The organism is Paenibacillus sp. CB74 (genome assembly GCF_055687625.1).
The window spans coordinates 1,801,478-1,820,893 of record NZ_CM146009.1; the positions used below are offsets into that span (position 1 = coordinate 1,801,478).

General features: G+C 45.6%; 18 protein-coding genes. 6 read left to right on the top strand and 12 right to left on the bottom strand.

What is annotated here, in order from left to right; all coding sequences use genetic code 11:
* Positions 1 to 180: 180 nt before the first annotated feature.
* A complete protein-coding gene (locus ACX9NY_RS08160) occupies positions 181 to 1,053 on the top strand; it encodes a helix-turn-helix transcriptional regulator (RefSeq protein ID WP_339255308.1) in 873 nt (290 codons plus the stop codon).
* Between the two features lie 131 nt (positions 1,054 to 1,184).
* On the opposite strand, the gene ACX9NY_RS08165 is transcribed toward ACX9NY_RS08160, so the two are convergent.
* The gene (locus ACX9NY_RS08165) at positions 1,185 to 1,922 is read right to left on the bottom strand and encodes an SDR family NAD(P)-dependent oxidoreductase (protein ID WP_472478023.1); all 738 of its coding nucleotides are present in this window, start codon (positions 1,920 to 1,922) and stop codon (positions 1,185 to 1,187) included.
* 176 nt (positions 1,923 to 2,098) lie between these two features.
* Between ACX9NY_RS08165 and ACX9NY_RS08170 the strand changes: the two genes are divergently transcribed.
* Positions 2,099 to 2,713 carry a TetR/AcrR family transcriptional regulator gene (locus ACX9NY_RS08170; protein WP_472478025.1) on the top strand — a complete coding sequence of 205 codons (615 nt, stop codon included), beginning with the start codon at positions 2,099 to 2,101 and terminating at the stop codon, positions 2,711 to 2,713.
* Positions 2,714 to 3,046: 333 nt separating this feature from the next.
* On the top strand, positions 3,047 to 3,316 hold the full coding sequence (locus ACX9NY_RS08175) for a hypothetical protein (RefSeq protein ID WP_472478027.1): 270 nt from the start codon (positions 3,047 to 3,049) through the stop codon (positions 3,314 to 3,316).
* On the opposite strand, the gene ACX9NY_RS08180 is transcribed toward ACX9NY_RS08175, so the two are convergent.
* The 5 genes from ACX9NY_RS08180 to ACX9NY_RS08200 all read right to left on the bottom strand — a co-directional run bounded on the left by ACX9NY_RS08180 (position 3,284) and on the right by ACX9NY_RS08200 (position 9,890).
* Positions 3,284 to 3,634: an SH3 domain-containing protein gene (locus tag ACX9NY_RS08180; RefSeq protein WP_339233598.1), complete on the bottom strand. Its 351-nt coding sequence runs from the start codon at positions 3,632 to 3,634 to the stop codon at positions 3,284 to 3,286. The genes ACX9NY_RS08175 and ACX9NY_RS08180 overlap by 33 nt on opposite strands.
* A 182-nt stretch (positions 3,635 to 3,816) precedes the next feature.
* A complete protein-coding gene (locus ACX9NY_RS08185) occupies positions 3,817 to 5,472 on the bottom strand; it encodes a glycoside hydrolase family 43 protein (RefSeq protein ID WP_472478029.1) in 1,656 nt (551 codons plus the stop codon).
* A 62-nt stretch (positions 5,473 to 5,534) separates the two neighbouring features.
* Positions 5,535 to 7,511 (bottom strand): YjhG/YagF family D-xylonate dehydratase, encoded by a 1,977-nt coding sequence (locus ACX9NY_RS08190; protein ID WP_339233594.1) that lies wholly within the window; start codon positions 7,509 to 7,511, stop codon positions 5,535 to 5,537.
* A gap of 16 nt (positions 7,512 to 7,527) precedes the next feature.
* Entirely contained in the window at positions 7,528 to 8,994 is a 1,467-nt protein-coding gene (gucD, locus tag ACX9NY_RS08195; protein ID WP_472478031.1) for an alpha-ketoglutaric semialdehyde dehydrogenase GucD, read from the bottom strand.
* 20 nt (positions 8,995 to 9,014) lie between these two features.
* Positions 9,015 to 9,890, bottom strand: a complete 876-nt coding sequence (locus ACX9NY_RS08200; protein WP_339233589.1) for a fumarylacetoacetate hydrolase family protein — start codon at positions 9,888 to 9,890, stop codon at positions 9,015 to 9,017.
* Between the two features lie 250 nt (positions 9,891 to 10,140).
* Here ACX9NY_RS08200 and ACX9NY_RS08205 point away from each other — a divergent pair, with 250 nt between their 5' ends.
* Positions 10,141 to 11,055 carry an AraC family transcriptional regulator gene (locus ACX9NY_RS08205; protein WP_339233587.1) on the top strand — a complete coding sequence of 305 codons (915 nt, stop codon included), beginning with the start codon at positions 10,141 to 10,143 and terminating at the stop codon, positions 11,053 to 11,055.
* Between the two features lie 108 nt (positions 11,056 to 11,163).
* Here the strand turns inward: ACX9NY_RS08205 and ACX9NY_RS08210 are convergent, their stop codons facing one another.
* Complete coding sequence (locus ACX9NY_RS08210) at positions 11,164 to 12,585, bottom strand: family 43 glycosylhydrolase (protein WP_472478032.1); 1,422 nt, start codon at positions 12,583 to 12,585, stop codon at positions 11,164 to 11,166.
* A gap of 135 nt (positions 12,586 to 12,720) precedes the next feature.
* Here ACX9NY_RS08210 and ACX9NY_RS08215 point away from each other — a divergent pair, with 135 nt between their 5' ends.
* Positions 12,721 to 13,506 (top strand): AraC family transcriptional regulator, encoded by a 786-nt coding sequence (locus ACX9NY_RS08215; RefSeq protein ID WP_472478034.1) that lies wholly within the window; start codon positions 12,721 to 12,723, stop codon positions 13,504 to 13,506.
* Positions 13,507 to 13,690: 184 nt separating this feature from the next.
* On the opposite strand, the gene ACX9NY_RS08220 is transcribed toward ACX9NY_RS08215, so the two are convergent.
* The 5 genes from ACX9NY_RS08220 to ACX9NY_RS08240 form a co-directional block, all read right to left on the bottom strand.
* Positions 13,691 to 14,659 carry an ROK family protein gene (locus ACX9NY_RS08220; protein WP_472478036.1) on the bottom strand — a complete coding sequence of 323 codons (969 nt, stop codon included), beginning with the start codon at positions 14,657 to 14,659 and terminating at the stop codon, positions 13,691 to 13,693.
* Positions 14,660 to 14,917: 258 nt separating this feature from the next.
* On the bottom strand, positions 14,918 to 15,871 hold the full coding sequence (locus ACX9NY_RS08225) for an alpha/beta hydrolase (RefSeq protein ID WP_472478038.1): 954 nt from the start codon (positions 15,869 to 15,871) through the stop codon (positions 14,918 to 14,920).
* A 62-nt stretch (positions 15,872 to 15,933) separates the two neighbouring features.
* Positions 15,934 to 16,986 (bottom strand): LLM class flavin-dependent oxidoreductase, encoded by a 1,053-nt coding sequence (locus ACX9NY_RS08230; RefSeq protein ID WP_472478040.1) that lies wholly within the window; start codon positions 16,984 to 16,986, stop codon positions 15,934 to 15,936.
* A gap of 29 nt (positions 16,987 to 17,015) precedes the next feature.
* Positions 17,016 to 17,894 (bottom strand): NAD(P)-dependent oxidoreductase, encoded by an 879-nt coding sequence (locus ACX9NY_RS08235; protein ID WP_472479243.1) that lies wholly within the window; start codon positions 17,892 to 17,894, stop codon positions 17,016 to 17,018.
* A gap of 150 nt (positions 17,895 to 18,044) precedes the next feature.
* On the bottom strand, positions 18,045 to 18,629 hold the full coding sequence (locus ACX9NY_RS08240) for a TetR/AcrR family transcriptional regulator (protein WP_472478042.1): 585 nt from the start codon (positions 18,627 to 18,629) through the stop codon (positions 18,045 to 18,047).
* Between the two features lie 153 nt (positions 18,630 to 18,782).
* Between ACX9NY_RS08240 and ACX9NY_RS08245 the strand changes: the two genes are divergently transcribed.
* A complete protein-coding gene (locus tag ACX9NY_RS08245; protein WP_472478044.1) occupies positions 18,783 to 19,268 on the top strand; it encodes a hypothetical protein in 486 nt (161 codons plus the stop codon).
* The last annotated feature ends 148 nt before the right edge of the window (positions 19,269 to 19,416 follow it).

A 19,416-nucleotide genomic window follows, 5' to 3' on the forward strand; every position in this document is an offset into this window, starting at 1 on the left:
CGTTTTTAGAATCAACAGTTCGATCCTGCCCTGCTTGTTGTCATAGGGACACAATTTACAGCCACCTCCTCTTTATGTTACCGCTTACATTTATCTTACAGGTCTAAAAAAAGACAGACAATCTAAAAAATGTGACGTATTATATAAAATAATTGACTTTTTCAGGAAGGAGATTCACGTATGGTTCATACGGTATCTTACGCTTTTCGTAATGACGATACATCAATCATGACACTGGACTCTATTGGATGGCAGATCGTTTCGAGCGAGGAATATCGTTGTCCCAGTGATGATAGACCGGACCCGGGACACGTTGTTTTTCAATACACACTTAATGGTCAAGGTTATCTGGATATTGATAATCAAACGATTCCTTTACCCAAGGGACATGCCCTACTTGTTAAAATCTCCGGAGAACATTGCTATTACTATAAACAAGAGAATAACGAACCATGGGAATTTATATGGATTAACATTCGCGGGGATGAAGCCAACCGAATTTGGGATATGATCCATGATAATGAGGGACATGTCATTCGACGAAACGCAGATTCTCCCTTGATTCAAGAGTTATGGCAAATCATCCATTTGATTCATCAGGATAAAGTCACCGACAAGTATCGTTTGTCTATGCAAATCTACCGCTGGTTGCTAATCTTGGTGCAGACGAGTCGGGATGCGGAGAGGGATATTGGTGCCCTTTCCATAACAACAATCGAGAAATGTAAAAAGTTCATCCGGGAGAATTATGCTTCTCCGTTAACGTTAGATCTGCTGGCCAGTCATTGCGATATCAATAAACACTACTTGTGCAGGTTATTTCAGAGATCGGAGAAAACATCACCGCTCGCCTATCTCAAAGACAGACGCATTGAGGTAGCAGTTAGACTTCTCCGCACAACGGAACTTCCGATTTCCCAAATTGGTCAACAATGCGGCTTTGAGAGCCCAAGCTATTTCGGCAAAGTTTTTCGGCAATATATGTCCATGTCACCCAAAGAATATCGCTTGAATAAGTTGGAGTTTCCTTATGAGGCCATCTATTATGAGTAGCTAAACGGGCTATTTGCTAGTTGTCATTGGCTCGGGAACTGCTCTTATACCAATAAAATAAAAAAAGCCGCTAGATTAGCGACTTTTAATGGAACTATGTTCTTTCTTGTGTGCTTTGACAATTGCTACACTTATTGTGCAGTGTATCCTCCATCAATGATCAGGCTGTTTCCTGTCATATAGGAAGAATCATCGCTAGCGAGGAACAGAACGGCTTTCGCCATCTCTTCTGCTTGACCAAGACGTTTCATCGGTGTTAATGCAGCAAGTGCTTGTTTGCTCTCTTCCGGGATAATCGGTGTATCGATGAAGCCTGGGCAAAGGGAGTTCACCCGAATATTCTGCTCAGCATACTCCAGCGCGAGGGAACGAGTCAGATTCACAACGCCACCTTTAGCTGCATTGTAAGCTGCTGAACCAGGCGAACCAACCCATCCGTACATGGATGCCGTGTTGACGATTGTGCCGCCGCCAATTTTCAGCATTTCGCGAATTGATTCACGAGCCACCAAGAAAACGCCGTCCAGATCAACATTGACCGTATTACGCCATTCGGCGTAGTCAAGCTCATGCGTTGGATGAACTCGTCCGATTCCCGCATTGTTGAATACGATATCCACTTGACCGAAGGCTTGGACGGTTTGTTTGAACATCTCGGCAACCTCTTCTTCACTCGTGATGTTTGCTTTGATAAAGAGAACTTCCGCATTAAGCGCTTTCAGTTCCTGTTCGAACGCCTTGCCTTTTTCTTCATTCAGATCGACCAAAACCACTTTGGCTCCCTCGGAAACGAACAGACGAGCTGTTGCTGCGCCGATTCCGGATGCTCCTCCTGTAATAATTGCTACTTTATCCTGTAGTTTGCCCATGAATAAATCCCCCAGTATAATATTTTGAATAGCGCCTATATAAATAGTGCTATATGATGTTTACAAAACTAATTCTATGCTTAAAATTGTAACATTCCAATCATTAAGATATGACCAAGTGTCTACCTCGTGGACACTTCATAAAAATATGTCTATATTTATAGGAGTTTTTTCGAATGAATAATGAACTTATTGTGACAGCTCAACATCGTAATCGAACCAAGGAGCACCTAAAAACCGCTCTGATTCAGCTCATTAAGAAAAAAGGCTTTCATGGTGTGTCTGTCAAGGACATCGTTGATCAGGCGGGTTACAATCGCAGCACGTTTTATTTACACTACCAGGACAAATATCTTCTCGCTGAAGAATTGCTGAGTACAACACTTCAAGGATTAAGAGGGGCAGTAGGTAGGCCCTATTGGCACGGTCAAAAGGTTTCAACAAACAAGCTGGACGCCGAATCTTTTCAAATCGTGGATTATATCTATGAAAACCGAGACTTCTTCGAACTGATTCAATACGATGACACGTTACCCGGTCTACATACAGGCTTCCCCCAAACTATACTCAAAATCTATCAGGAACAGTTTGTCTTTGAGACGATCAATAACTCCCCGGTGAACATGGACTATTTCAAGTACTATACCGCCTACGGTTTTTTTGGACTATTGAACAATTGGATATTAAGCGGATATCATGAATCACGTCATGTTTTTATCAAGAATGTGATCGAACTGACCAAAACTCATATTCACTCGTTTCATTATGTGGGTGAGACGTTTGATTCATGATCTCGAGTAGGTTGATTTGAAAATCACGATGAACGATATGTCTGCCTTAGATAACAACTGAATTAGTTATCAGCGGCAAAAAGTTGGAGAGGTCGATGTTTTTATCATGAAGCTGGTTCCAAGGATGGTCCAGTTATATTGTTATTACATGGGTTTCCATTCAACTTTACATTTGAGAACCTGTTCCAGGTGATTGAAGGTTTTACTCAAGCCCTATCTCTCAATAAGTATGTACTATATGTATTTGATTACGGTGCACCTGTGGGGAATAGATTGGCCGTTGCTCATCCGGAAAAGGTTTAAGCTATCATTAGTCAGAATGGGAATGCATATATGGAGGGATTTAGTGACGCATGGGGAGCCTGGGAGACGTACTGGCACTTACCGACACCGGAGAACCGTGAAGCATGTCGCGATTCCTTAAGCCCTGAAACCATTCGTGATTTTCAGTATCTGCAAGGTGCCGACGCCAGCCTGGTTTTACCTGACGGGTATACACTGGATATCGCGTACATGTCACGACCGGAATTTGTTCAGATGTGCTCATTGATTCTGTTTCAATTTCCTTATTTATTCCGATGGAATCAATACCTTATTTGGTAACCAGCCCTTTTCACCCTCTGCGGTATGAACAAAACTCCATTCATTTAGTTCAAATTCTTTTGTAACGATGATACCGGGTTTTACGGTTAATTCGTGTGCTGAATAATCTGATAATGCAGTCGCGATCTGTTCTTCATTGGGAGTGCTTAATATTTGCTTCGGTACCCAGCCGCTTTTTTTAGAATGTACGGATTCACAGAAAATCCAGTTGGGGAATTCAGTATCTTCTCTCCCATATAGGATCGTATCTCCTTTAGCTAAAACGATGGGATCGGGATAGTTTGAATTATGGGGTTGAACAACTTTATATAATTTCATAATATGCCTCCAACTATTATATTCGACCTGTTACCGACAAACATAATATCATATTATTATGTAGTTATTCATCCCTATTTTATAAAGCAGCGCCCCCTTCACAAGGGAGCGCTGCTTTATCCGAATAGAAATATTTTATCACGAGTTCACCTTATAACATTTGGGCAATATCACACAATCTTCTAATTTCTTGATAACTCTCCAGACACACCATCCGCTGAATCTATATGGCTTAATGCATTCACTTCATGCTTTGTTTCTCTATACACAAAGTAATCAAAATCGGCATGTTTTCGAGTTCCACCGAGATCCTGCACACAAAGTCCGATGTAGGTTCCCGTAAACCGAATATACTCCGGAGATTCATCGCACAGATGTGTGATATCAACCCACTCGCCTACATGATTCCAGGATGAATCCTTGTTTAACGCATAGTAAAAGCGGGCGCGATCATGATCAACCACTACTTTTAAGCGAAGCGTATTCACCGACTCTAGCGGAATATCCTCTAACAGTTCGTCATACACCCCGTACTTGGACTGAATTATTCCCAAGCACAGCCCCTTTTCTTCATGATAAGTTACACGTAAATAGAGATAGTCCTTGGTATCGTAGTACAAAATCAATCCTGCCATCTGCTGTGGATTGTCCGGCGCAAATTCCAGAGCTGTTTCGGCTTCACACTCAAACGTTTGCAATCTTCGCGCGATCATGCTTTGCCTATGCGTTGAACTCATCGACTCCATACCGTGCAAGCGCAAGTAACCGGGACGTTCCGACAAGCTGAGCCAAGTCGGGTCGGGTGGAATGCGAAGAGTATTCCAGTCATTCCGAAGCTCGGATTGATCAAAATGATCCATTTCAGCTAACGGTTCAAACGGATGTGCCGTAATCTTCGGTGCAATGACCTGGACCTCGGGATACCGGTTACCGCTCGCAAGCCTCAGCCAGCCGTCCTCGCTCCACGTACACGGCTGAAGTGCGGTCTCACGTCCAAGAATGCAATATTTTTGATGAACGGGTCGTCCAACCAGATGAGCCATGTACCATTCGCCGGTATGTGTTTCAACAAGACTGCCGTGGCCTGCCTTCTGCAGAGCCAAATCCGTTCTGCCATATGAAGTAAGGATCGGATTGGCTGGATCAACCTCGTAAGGGCCTTGTAGTGTACGGGAACGTGCTACTGTAACCGCATGCTCATAACCGGTTCCCCCTTCAGCCGTAATGAGATAATAATAGTCCTTGTGTTTATACAGATGAGGTGCTTCGGTTAATCCTAAAGCGGTTCCTTCAAAAATGTTCTTGGCTGGCCCGACCAGCTTTTGCTCCCCAACCGAGTACTCCTGCAGAACGATGCCTGCAAACCGGTTTTTGCCCTTGCGGTGATCCCACATCATATTGACCAGCCACTTCCGTCCGTCCTCATCATGAAACAGGGAAGGATCAAAACCGCTACTGTTGAGATATATCGGTTCGGACCAAGGCCCTTCAATATCGGTTGCTGTCACAAGGTAATTGTGAGTGTCTTTAAAAGCGCCTACCCGGCTTTTGACATCGGTGTAGATCAGGTAAAACACGCCGTTGTCATAACTGAGACATGGCGCCCATACACCTCCGGAGTTAATGTTGCCCTCCATGTTCAACTGCGTTGCACGAGTCAGCGGTGAAGCGATTGGTCGCCAATGAACCAGATCTCGCGAATGGTGTATGCGAACACCGGGGAACCATTCGAAGGTGGACGTGGCGATATAATAATCTTCTCCCGCCCGGCATATGGACGGATCTGGATGAAATCCGGGGAGGATGGGATTGGTGATCATTTTCTTGATACTGTTCATGGAAGAAACCTCCGGTATGAAAGTGATAATCTGTACAACAGCAGATACACGAAAGGTAGAAATCAGTACCAGCCCAGCGCTTTTTTGCCGGCTTCCAGAGCAGTTACAATTCGCTCTACATCGTATACATTGCCTCTCCATGTTCCGCCGCTGACAGATTGCAGCGCAGCCCAGAGCTTTGTATCGTCCGGCAAAGCTTCATCAGGCCGCATATCCGGATGGAAGGTCCTTTGTGCCAGGATGAGAGCACCTTCTTCCGGCGAAACCTCAATCTCTCCTTCTCCGATAAAGTTAATGCTGCCCTCCAGCGTGTTCCGATCCACCACGATGTCAATCAGGTCTCCGTTCCGCAGCTTGCCAATTGGTCCGCCTGCCAGCGCTTCGGGGCCAACATGACCAATACACGCACCGGTGGAAACACCGGAGAACCGGGCATCCGTAATCAGTGACACGTATTTGCCAAAAGACAAATGCTTAAGCGCAGAGGTTAGCTGGTACGTCTCCTCCATTCCGGTTCCGGATGGACCTCGTCCGAGCAGCACGACCACATCCCCAGCCGATATACCTCCGGTCTTAATCGCACGGATCGCCTCGCGTTCGGTGGTAAATACCTTGGCTCTGCCACGATGACGGTACACGCCATTCTCATCCAGCACAGCAGGATCAATAGAGGTGGATTTGATGACAGAACCTTCCGGAGCGATGTTTCCGGTTGGAAATGTTACGGTCGAAGAGATGCCAAGCTGTTGGGCGTGTTCTACACTCATGATGACACTGTCCGGATCGATGCCGTCCTGCTCTTTCAACTGCTTCCGCATGAGATGACGGCGTTCCGACGATTCCCACCAATCCAGCACCTGCCCCAATGACGTACCTGTAACCGTTGGTACAGACTCATCCAACAGACCAAGCTGTCTGAGGTGAAGCATAACCTCTGGTACACCTCCGGCCTGAAAGACGCGAATGGTCGGGTAAAAGATCGGACCGTTAGGCAGGGCACTAACCAGTCTTGGAACATTCTTGTTGACTTGTATCCAATCCTGTACCGTAGGCACGGTTAAACCAGCCGCATGGGCTATCGCTGGTATGTGAAGAAGCAGATTGGTCGATCCGCCAAACGCAGCGTGCACGGTCATGGCATTGCGAATGGATGCATCCGTGACGATGTCTGCCATCCTCATTCCCTGAGACTCCATATGGATGAGTGCGCGTGACGATTGGCGCGCCATTTCAATCCAGACGGGCTGCCCGGAAGGTGCAAGCGCGGCATGTGGTACTGTCATACCCATGGCCTCTGCTACGACCTGGGCTGTTGCGGCGGTACCTAGAAACTGGCAGCCTCCTCCCGGCGTAGCGCACGCGCGGCATCCTAAATCCGACGCCATTTCGAGCGAAAGTTCCCCGCTGACGTATCGTGCACCGATGGTCTGAATTTTACCGGCGTCCTCTCCATCGGTAGGTGGAAGCGTGACGCCACCGGGAACAATTACACCAGGCAATTGAGGCATACCGGCAAGCGCGAGCATCATTGCCGGAAGACCTTTGTCACAAGTAGCGACACCCAGCACCCCTTTACGTGTCGGCAGCGAGCGAATCAGTCTGCGAAATACCATGGCAGCATCGTTCCGGTAAGGAAGCGAGTCGAACATGCCGGTCGTTCCCTGTGATCTGCCGTCACACGGATCACTGACATAGCCGGCAAACGGGACTCCTCCCCGGCTTGACAGTTCTTCTGCGGCAGCTTTCATCAGTAGACCGACCTCCCAGTGACCCGTATGGTAACCGAGGGCTGTGGGACTACCATCCTCGTTGCGAATGCCGCCTTGTGTACTTAAGATCAGAAATTGTTTTCCGTTCAATTCCCCAGGTTTCCATCCCATTCCAACATTCTGGGACATGCCGAACAAGTCGCCACTTGGAGCATTTCGCAGTAAATCATCCGTTAATGGCAGCCGTCCGGCAGCCCCTGGAGCATGTGCTATGATATCGAAGCAGTTGGATGCCTTCTCCCCCATAATCGACGTAATCTGTTCGTGCATGATAGCCCCCCACAGTTTATGACTTCACGAAGACCGTTTTGATGGCGGTGAAAAACTCGATAGCCGCTTGCCCCTGTTCTCTGGAATGTGAACTTGACATCTTCATTCCACCGAACGGAGCTTGCAGCTCTACGCCGGCCGTTTCTGCATTAATTCTGACAAGTCCTGCATCCATGTCCCGGATGAAGGACAGCATCGCCCCTACGTTCTGAGTATAGATGGAAGCACTTAAGCCGTAGTCGCTGTCATTCGCCGCTTCAATCGCTTCCTCCAGGGAATCTACTGCAATTAAGGCCAGAACCGGACCGAAGATTTCTTCCCGGGCAATGGACATATGGGATTCGACCCCTTCAAATACAGTCGGTTGCACATAGAATCCCTCTTCCAGTCCGGGACCGTCTCCTCTTTTTCCGCCAGCAAGCAGAACGGCACCTTCATCCTGACCTTTTTGGATATAACTCAGCACCGTATTGAGTTGTCCTTCACTCGCACATGGCCCCATCCAGCTTCCAGCAGACATGCCGTCACCCAGCCGGATTTCCTGGATTTGCGAGAGCAGTTTTTCTTTAAAGGCATCGTATACGTTTCGTTCAATGATGACCTTACTGGTAGCTGTACATTTTTGCCCTGTTGATTTCAATCCACCACTGATGGTGGCTTCGACAGCCAAATCCAGGTCAGCGTCAGCTGCAATGATGATCGGGTTTTTGCCACCCATCTCGAGTTGATACTTGGCCCCACGTGCTAGCGCTGCAGCACCGACCCGTTTCCCCACTTCATTGGAACCCGTGAACGTTATTCCACCCACATCAGGATGCTCGGCAAGTGCTGAACCGATCACCGAGCCTCTGCCGCAAATCAGATTAAGAACGCCTGCCGGGATACCCGCCTCTTCAAAACATTCCATGACTTTAGCCGCAGTGACCGCAGTTTCCTGAGCCGGCTTCAACACAACTGTATTGCCATAGATTAAGGCCGGAGCCATTTTCCAAATCGGAATGGCTACAGGGAAATTCCAAGGGGCAATAACTCCTACTACGCCAAGGGGTACACGAGTCGTAAACATCAGCGCTTCACTGTCTGTCGAGGGGATAACGTCTCCTGTTTTTCGCATGCCTTCTCCGGCGTAATACCTTAAGATCGCTACACCGCGCATCGTCTCTCCTTTGGCTTCAGGAAGTGTTTTGCCCATTTCCCTGGTCATCGCCTCTGCAACTTCATCGGCCCGACGTTCCAGCACATTTGCTGCCTGAAATAGATAGTTGCCGCGTTCTGCACCCGATAATCTCCGCCATTTTTTTGCTGCTTCCTTCGCCGCTGCGACAGCCCGGTTCAAATCCTCTACGCCGGAAGTGGGTACATAGCCGACAACTTCCTTCCGATTTGCAGGATTGATGCTCGGTTCGGTCTCACCAGATGTGGCCTTCACCCATTCTCCGTTAATATAATTGTTGTACGTCTGCTCCACTTGAAATGCGGTCATAGCCTTATCCTCCTTATAGATTAGTTTGAAATAACAGAATTCACGAGTGTCCCGATATCACTAATGGATATTTCAATCCGGTCTCCGGGTTCAAGTGTGAATTCATTAGGGGGAACAATACTTGTACCTGTCAAAAGAACCGTACCGTCAAACAAATCATTGTCCCTTGCTAAAAAAGAGACCAATTCATCCAGCTTACGGTTTAATTCACTTGTGTTTGCCTCGCTTTTAACAACCAGTTCACCTGCGCGATAAATTTCGCAGACAATGCTGAATGCGTAGGGATTCTGCACCGTTTCTGTCAATCGGATAGCCGGACCGATGGAGCAGGAGTTGCGCCACATTTTGGCTTGTGGCAGATACAGCGGATTCTCCCCTTCAATATCACGGCAGCTCATGTCATTACCGGCAATGTATCCTACAATACTTCCGTCACCCGCAAGCACCAATCCAAGCTCAGGCTCCGGGATCTGCCACGTGGAGTCGCTTCGGAGCGTGACGGCATCATTCGGACCTACCGTTCGTGCTGCCGTGGATTTAAAGAAGATTTCGGGTCTTTCCGCATCGTATACCTTATCGTAAAAGGTCGTTGCATCCATTTTTCCATCCGTCGCTTCATAATTTCTCGCTACCCTGCTTCGTTGATACGTAACACCTGCCGCCCATACTTCCGGGGCATCCACTGGTGTGATCAGATGCAAGGTAGTCCAATCATCCGTCAGCTTGTTTAATGGTTTAAAAGCGCTTTCAATAAGTTGAACAGGTGATATCCCTTGTTCTTTTGCTTGATGGATCAAAGTCATAAAATCGGCTTGCGGCAAACGATAGGCTTTTTCATCATCCGTAACGGCTGCCAGCCACTTTTGTTGCCCGTCCAGAAATCGAATAATTCGCATTCAAGCTTGCCCCCATTCTCCCTATTGGGTTGATAATATTACCTTAGCACCAGCCAGGTTTCGTGACGATGTTCTAATCACTCCAACGAATTACCCTTTTCACGCATTTTTTTTCTGTTAAGATAAATCTAGATTAGATGAACCTAGGATGATGTACTCATCTCTCGTCCCTGTGTGTATTCTCAGTTCAGTGGATATCAACGAAATGATAAGATGTTGGAGTATAGAAGGATAAGGAGGTTGGGGTGCTGTGGCCAAGCTTTCGGAAGCCGTGTATTTGGGTCGTCTGCCTGATGTTCGCATGTCTTTTCAATTATTGGGGCTACATGCAAGAAAAGTGGATTCAACCTGGACGTATCCATCTCATGAGCATTCAATGTATGAAGTGCACTGGATGATGGACGGCCAGATGAATATGGTTGTTAACGGACAGTTATACAGTCAGACTGTAGGCGATCTTCTGTTCATTCGCCCTGGTATGACGCATTCCTGTACGGGTGCCGGACCGGAGGGGTTCACATACTTTTCCGTGCATTTCAGTGTACAGGATACGTCCTTTTGCAGAGAACTCAACCGTTGCAAAGACATCTATTATCCGGCAAATTCGAATTTGGCTCTGGGGCTGTCCTCTTCCCTGTCTACCTTGTATAATCTGGCCACAGAGCATTTGTCGAGTTCGCTATCCTCTTCCAAACAGATGAAGGTGCATGCTGCTGTGTTCGAACTGCTCGGTTCCCTGGTCGGACAGTTATCTCAGCAAGCATCCGTTACGTTGTCGAGAAAAGAAACCATTGCCCATCAGATTGCTGAGCACATTGAGGATTCGGTGAGATATATCCATCTTCATGGGGAAATTCAGGAGAGCGAGCGAACCTGGATTCAAGATATTGCCAAGTCGCTGAGCATTAGCCCGTCACAGGTTAATCGTATTTTTCGGCAGGTATACGGCATCGCTCCGCGTAAGTTTCTATCGGAAACCCTTCTGAACGAAGCGCAGCGCTTGTTAAAACAAACGGACCTGAACATAGACCATATTGCGATGATGCTGGGGTATAAGACCAATGCGCACTTCAGCCGCCAGTTCAAGCGGTGGACAGGCATCGCGCCAAGTGAATTTCGCAGTCATTCGCAGCAGAATGGTGAAGCCACACATTCAGATGACTGAGATGTAGCAATCTCTGAGCCGCATGAAGCTAACCAATACAAAAAGCAGCTACTGGATGTCCAGAAGCTGCTCTATCTTTCTCAGGTATTCGATGTTCTGTTGTAACTTTTACGCTAAAATAAATGCAGCGAGGCTCGCACTTCCCGAACCCCGATATGTAAAATACAACGCCTGTATACCATCCGGAATATTAATCTCGGCTGTATAGGGTTTCCAATGATTAGTGAAATGTACCGGTATTGTACCCAGTGCAGGACCGTCCCATACTGTTTTGACCTCGAATACCCCGTTACAATATCCACGCACCTTGATTGAGACCTGGCGAATCCCTTTGCAATCAAAATACTTAAACCCTGCCGTTGCAGATTCAACCATATTGGCAATATAACCGATCTCTTCATCACCATCTCTTCCATCCTGGGTGATCTTCGGAAATCGGCTGTCCAGCCAGGCTCCTGCCCCGAACCCCCCAGTATACCTTTGATCCTCTTGGGTAAAAAGATTGCATGCAAGATACGCAGGGTACCCGCCTCTTCCCTCCAACGGTCTACCGTTTGAGCCGCAGGAGGTCATTTCCACCTGAGGAATGCTGCCGTCCTCTTCAAATGATATCTTCTCAATACAGCCCTGGCGGTTGAATGCGTCACCATTGGTATGACGGTGATAGAAAACATACCAGTCTCCGTTGATCTCTACAATGCTGCCATGGTTATTGCCTCCATAATACATGGGTTTTTCAGCAGGTTTGTAGGAGTCGATATGGAGATCACAGTTGCTTACGATGACGCCCTGATATGTAAATCCTCTATTTGGAAACAGGCTGGTGGCATAACATAATTCATGCATAACGATAGAGGAATATACGAGGTAGTAGGTATCCCCTCTCTTGCGGATGGAAGGTGCTTCGAAAAATTCATGGCCCTCATAACCGCTGCCCTTACTGTAAGGTTCGCTCGGTGCTACGAATACGGGTTCTTCCACAATCGTTAGCATATCTGAACCTAACATCGTGGCCATCGCGCCATGTCTTGAGGGGTCTCCAGGTGCACAAAAACCGGTATACAGATAGGTATACGGTCCTTCAGTCATCACGCCGGGATCGAACTGCGGCTCATCCCCATCTCTTTCGCCGAGACGAGTGCCGTCAGCATATTGTACATACCCATAGAATTCATATTTGCCAGCAGGTGTATCACATACAGCCACCGAAACAACGGGTACCTTATCCAACACATAATACAGATAATACCGTCCATCGGGACCCCGCGTAACATCTGGCGCATACAGGCACATATGACCATTTGGATTAAGGGGGTCATCAGTTTTTTGGTAGATTACCCCTTCATTTCGCCAATCCCCAAGGTCATTCACGGGTGCAGACCAGCATACATAATCGTTCAGACAGAAGGCATGTCCGTTAAAACGGTCATGTGAACCATACACATACACTCGTTCATTGAATACATAAGGCTCGCCGTCGGGGACATATTCCCAGGATGGAAGGTATGGATTCAAACCTTGTTTATTCATTCAATGCACACTCCTTATATAAATTGATAGACCATCTATTACACTTACGATTACTTTCGTATAATAGAGAACAACTACAATGTTCCATAAGTGTCTCTATTTATTCCATAACCTGCATGGTAAAGGTGAAGAACAATGAATACGATTTTTTACGTCGAATATGATGCTGCCCATAACCATCCGTTTGTATTTGATATTCCAGAAGGACATGATTGCTGGCTGTTAGTTGTTACGCAGACTCCTGCACAGTTCTGGGTGGGCGGGAAATTGATAGATTATCCACCTCATTGTGCCGTTCTCTATCCACCTCATCAGAAAATATATTATCGCTCTTGTACGGAGCAATATGTGAATGATTGGATTCGTTTCGAAAGTGATGAGATGTATGTAACTGAAACTTCCCTACCGAAGGGCGAACCATTTCCATTAGATGATCCTGAATTTTGTCACAAGCTGTTTCAATTACTTGTTGCTGAGCATTCTTTCCAGAAAAACAACCGAGAATCAACGATAGATTATTTACTACGAACGCTGTTCAACAAGCTGTTGGAGTCTTGCGTTCAAGAGAGTATTGGCCCGCAGCATTATCCTCTGATGAAGCTTCGAACAGAGATTCACAATAATCCGAGTCACCCATGGACAGTTGCTGCCATGGCCAAAACCATGAATATTAGTCCGGGATACTTACAGCTTGTATATAAGAACTCCTTTGGGGTGTCGTGTATGGAAGATGTAATTCATAGCCGAATTCGGTTAGCTAAAGAGTACCTCAGACATCATCAATATACGGTTGCAGAGATCGCCGACAGGTGCGGGTATCGTAATGTAGAGCATTTTTGCAGGCAATTCAAACAAATGACGGGTGTATCACCCAAGCGATTCATAAACGACATAAAGAACCCGGCTGACATAACAGAATGAGAGATAAATCTCACTCTCTCGCTCTGTCCAATGGGCAGTTACACTTAACTTTTTAGCCATCCAAAAGGTATACGTCAACGAGTTTGTTAGCGTTCTCTGCTGTCATTTTAAGTTAAGGTTTTAGCCTGTATAATGCAATGACATATTCTCAAGCATAATTGATCTATTATCATATTGTGATACTTTATAATGACATCTTGTTTTTGGCATATGCAGCCGCACCAATCATCCCTGCTTGTCCGCCTAATTTCGCTTGCACTATTTTACATGCATGGGATGAAAGCTTTAGCGAATGTTTCTCAACAGTGTCACGCACCGTATTCAGCAATCGATCACCGGCTGCCGACATTCCTCCACCAATAATAATTACTTCCGGATTGAACAGATTGATTACATTGGATAGACCAAATCCGAGAATCTTACCGGTCTCATGCATAACTTCAATTGCAAGTGAATCACCAAGATCATATGCTTCCGAGATCATACGTGCAGTAATTGTCGTCCAATCCTCTCCAACCCATTTCAGAATCATACTTGATCGCCCTTCCTCAAGCTTGTCAGTAAAGGTCTTGACGATTCCTACCGCAGACACGTATCTCCCCAGACAGCCCGAACTTCCACACCGACAAGGACGACCCTCCCGGTACATATTCATATGTCCGATCTCGCCTGCACTTGATGTAGTACCGTAGAGGACTTTTCCCTCATTGACAATACCAGATCCCAGACCAGTGCCTAACGTTATCAATATCAGGTTTTTATAGTCGGTGCCTGCGCCAAACTGCCATTCACCATACAGATTTACCCGAACATCATTGTCGATGTAAACAGGAAATTCAAAATTATTTTTCATATAGTTCACGACCTGAATGTTTTCCCAACCTGGAAAATTAGGTGAAAATATGGATAGTCCCAGCTCCGGATCTAATAATCCAGGAATGCCCATACCCATGCACAGAATAGAAGCTGACTCAATCCCCTCAGAAGACAGCATTTCTTGGAAAATGTGTACAATTCGGTTTAATACATGGAACGGTCCTTTTACCGCCTCTGTAGGGTCGCTTCTTTCGTGAATTTTTTGAAACTCCAGGGTGAAAATGGAGGACTTAATATTGGTTCCACCCAAGTCAATTCCGATTATGTATTTTCGCATAATAATCTCCGCTCTCATTTAATTTGATATCCAGGAACTTAACCTACTTGATTCACTGATCATCCAACTCTGTATATGCTCAACCTGCTCCATAACTCAATCGTCTTGTCAGAGTAACTTTCTATAGTATAGGTTCCGAGCTCGAAATTGAACAAGGCTCTCTATTCAAAAAGAAGTCACTATATTAGTGACTTCTTAGGAGATAAAGTTTACTATTATCAATTTTCTTTAAGTGCAAAGGTTCTGTCGCATTAATCCTTATTCAAGGGTGCTACTGGGATGAAGTGCACGGGCCATTGCATCCATATAACCCTTAACAGCACGCTCACTCACTTCTGTTTCCGGAGCAAAAATTTCGAAAAGATGGAAGCAACCTGGATAGAGGTGAAATTCAACATCCACACCTGCTTGTGCTAATCGTGCCACATAGTCCATCGTCTCGTCCCGAAATAGATCGAGCTGACCTACACAAGTATAGGTTGGCGGCAATCCGGCCAAGTTCTCTGTTCTCGAAGGTACTGCATATGAAGAACTCCCACTGCCATCGTTCCCCTCACCAAGATACATATTCCAAGCAGCCACGTTGTCCGTTCGGTTCCAGATTAAACCCTCTTCTATAATCTCATGACTGGATGGCGTGATGTTACGATTATCTAACATCGGGTACAATGGCATTTGAAAGATAATCGACGGACCTCCTTTATCACGCGCCATCAGCGCCAGCGCTGCTGTCAGCCCGCCACCACCGCTAGCACCGGCAATGGCAACCCGATTCACATCAATGCCAAGCGTTGCTGCCTCCACCGTCATCCATACCAATCCAGCATAACAATCTTCAATCGCTGCAGGATAAGGATGCTCGGGAGCAAGCCTATAGTCGACTGATACGACAACACATCCTGCAGTCTGAACAAAACGTTCGCACAATGTGTCGTCCATATCTGGATGTCCTAACACGTATCCGCCCCCGTGAATCCATAACATGGCTGGTAGTAAATCATTCGTTCGTTCGGCCGGCTCATATATTTTGACCAGCATCTCGCCTCCTTCCCTCGGAATTTGCCGACTGGTTGTGGTAACATGCTCTGAGCTCTTCACAGAGGTAGCCGCTACTAAACTTCTGCTCCACTCTAAATTTTCCTCCAATTTAAACCCTGGAAATTGTGAATATACTTCTCTTAACTCTGGTAATATACGTGTCTCAATACTCATGATAATTCCTCCAAATATAATATTGATAATAAATTTGATCGTGTACGTTATTCAGTTCATTCTTAGCTCATTTCAGCTTCCCATTTGGAAATTTCCTCTCGTACTCGCGGTGCAACTTCTGTACCGAGCAATTCAATAGCCCGCATGACCAACTCATGTGGCATCGTGCTTAAAGGGACATACATCATGAAACGTGTAATTCCTACATGTCTGCGCAGATGAATAATTTTTTGAGCAACTGTCTCCGGATCACCTACATACAACGCACCATCAGAGCTACGGGCAGCATCATAGCTGGAACGATCATAATAGGCCCACCCTCGCTCTTTGCCAAGTTTATTCATACCGTACTGAGTGGACGGGAAAAAGAGTTCTGCGGCCTTTTCCGTATCTTCAGCAACAAATCCGATAGAATGTGAACCTACCCGAAGCTGCGATACATCATGACCGGCATGAGCTGCCGCCTTTTTATACAGTTCTACCAGCGGTGCAAATTTTGTTGGGTTACCACCGATAATTGCAAGAACCAGGGGCAGACCTAGAATTCCAGCACGTATGGCAGACTCCTGAGTGCCTCCGCTTCCGATCCAGACAGGTAAAGAATTCTGAACAGGGCGCGGGTACACCCCCAGATTATGTATCGCTGGTCGATGGCCCCCACTCCATGTTACTTTCTCGGATTCCCGTAATTTAAGGAGCAGTTCAATGTTTTCATTAAATAAATCCTCGTAGTCATTCAGGTCATAACCAAATAGCGGAAAGGATTCAATGAAGGAACCCCGGCCAGCTATAATCTCGGCACGTCCATTGGAGAGACCGTCAAGCGTGGCAAAATCCTGAAACACACGGACAGGATCTGCTGAAGATAGCACCGTCACAGCACTTGTCAATCGAATTCGTTTTGTGAGGGGCGCCGCAGCGGACAACACCATTGCTGGTGAAGAAGCTGCATAATCTTCACGGTGATGCTCACCTATGCCAAACACATCAAGCCCTACCTGATCTGCAAGAACGATTTCCTCGACGACTTCTCGCAATCGCTGAGCGTGACTCATGACAACACCGGTCTCAGTATCAGGCTTTGTTTCTACGAATGAAGTAACTCCTATTTCCATAATTAATCTCTCCTTATATTTTTCTCTCCTTAAGAGGAATGCTCAAGACAACGAATTAAAGCGGTCCAATCCAACTCACCATAACCATGAGCAATTCCTTCAGTCAGGTGTTGATGGATAAGCTGGCCTAAAGGTAGAGGAGCTTGAACGGACTTTGCTGCTTCGATAGCCAATGCAACATCCTTTAACCCGAGCTTCATTTTAAAACCGGCTGGTTCAAAGCGCTGTTCGGTCATGATCGATCCATAGTTCTGATATACCGGAGATTGAAAAAGAGCATTCACAACATCCATATATCGTGACGGCTTAATGCCGTGCTTTTCAACCATGAGCTGCGCTTCCGACAAAGCTTCTAGCATGGAAGCAATTAGAAAGTTGACGCCTATTTTCACAATGTTACCTTCTTCGCCATGATCCCCAATCTCAAATACCTCTTGACTTAATGCTGTTAACATGGGAAGTACTCGTTGTCTCGCATGTTCCGGACCAGCTAAAATAATACGTAATGTAGCTGCTTTAGCGGCATCCGGGCGCCCCATTACGGTGGCAGACACAAAATGTTGGTGTCTCTCCGCATGCAAAGCGGATAATTTTCGAGCCAGATCCACGCTGATCGTACTGGCAGATACGTGAATTCCATTTTCAGATAATCCGTTCAGTACGCCATTGGGTCCTTCAACAATCTCCTTCAAAGCAGCATCATCAGATAACATAGTAATTACAAGATTGCTTTCTTTCGCTGCTTCTAGTGGTGTTTTGGCATAGCGTGCTCCTTGTTTTAGTAAGGGTTCAACTTTTTCGGCGGTCCGATTATAGATGACTAATTCATGTCCTGCCTTCAACAGGTTTTGTGCCATTGGAAGTCCCATATTCCCAAGTCCAATAAACGATACCTTCATTGGTTGCATCTCCTTATTCATGATGGATTCTTTCAATAACGGAATGAATGTTCCAGAATGATCAAAAAAATTTTGGTCTTACGTATACTCTTCAAATGGCATCTTTAAAATAAAAGGAACTGAATAACGGAACAATCATTCCAAAATTGTCAAAAAAAATTATATACTTGCAATTACTAAGCTAATCATCTTTCTGGCACGTTCCGGATTCTGACCCGTTTTGGCCATAATATTTATGCTTTGATGTAAATTCAGCAATAAATAAGACAATGTTTGGATATCGGTTGTTTTATCTATCTCTCCCGATTGTTGACCCTTCTCCAGAAGCTCACAAAAAGCTTGTTCCAAATCCGAAAAACTAGTCTGGATCAAGACAGTGATCTGTTCATCTGGTGAATCCAATGTTGTAGCTGTATTCGTTACAAAACATCCGCCCGGCAGGCTAGTATCGTATGCAGAATTAATATGATACTCAAAAAATTGAAGAATTCCATCTCTAACGTTTGATGCTTGTTCAAGAATGGTCTGCTTATTGGAACTCCCATTTTTATAATGCTCCAGGGCATCTCTGTACAAGGTTTGCTTGTCGGAAAATGTATCATAAAGGCTGGATCGACTAATGCCCATCACATCCAGTAAATCCGGAATGCTGGCCGCCTCGTATCCTTTTTTCCAAAACAACAGCATCGCTTGGTGTAACGCTTGATTTTTGTCAAATTCTTTTGTCCTGGCGATAAGTAACACCTCCCGTTTCGGAAATATAACATATCTGAACTGATCAGTCCAGAAAAGAATATTGCAGATTGTAAAACTGTATTGAAAATTTATCCATTAAAGAAATTTATATGCTATATTTGACAGGTAACTTAAAACATATTGAGGAAAAGAGGATGTTCCATGAAAAAAGCCTTCTTATCTTGCCTTGCCATGTTTATGTTTTTGATTCCATTTGTTCCTGTGACTTCCGCTGCCAGTGGAGATCGACTGATTTATGACATTATGTATAATGTCGCAGGTGGAGGGTTAGTCTCAAACAATAACAGGTTCTCATTTCAATTTGACAATTATGGTGATGCGCAGATCTGGGATGTCAAGTCACGTACAATGATATGGAACAGCAAAACAAAAGACACAAGAATACATAAACTGCAGATTGATTATTTCAGCGGGAAATTGGTCATATCCGATCCTCAAAACACACCTTATTGGACATCGGATAACCTGGCATGGGCTAAGGCATGGTACGGAGCAGACAATGTGCCTGCTAATCTTAGAGGCAATGTGCTCATTATGCAAACTGACGGCAATCTGGTACTGTACAACAATGAAAATCCGGCCTTGGGCTGGTATCCTGTCTGGGCTTCGAATACAGGTGGACGTTAAATACTATTACAGCAATTTCTTAATGGATTCACGCTATATTTTGGCATGATGATGTGCTATGATTCTCATTATAACTTTGTCATACACCCAAAAGATCTCTTATGCAGTAAATGCTGAAGAGATCTTTTTTTATTTAACATATAATGGA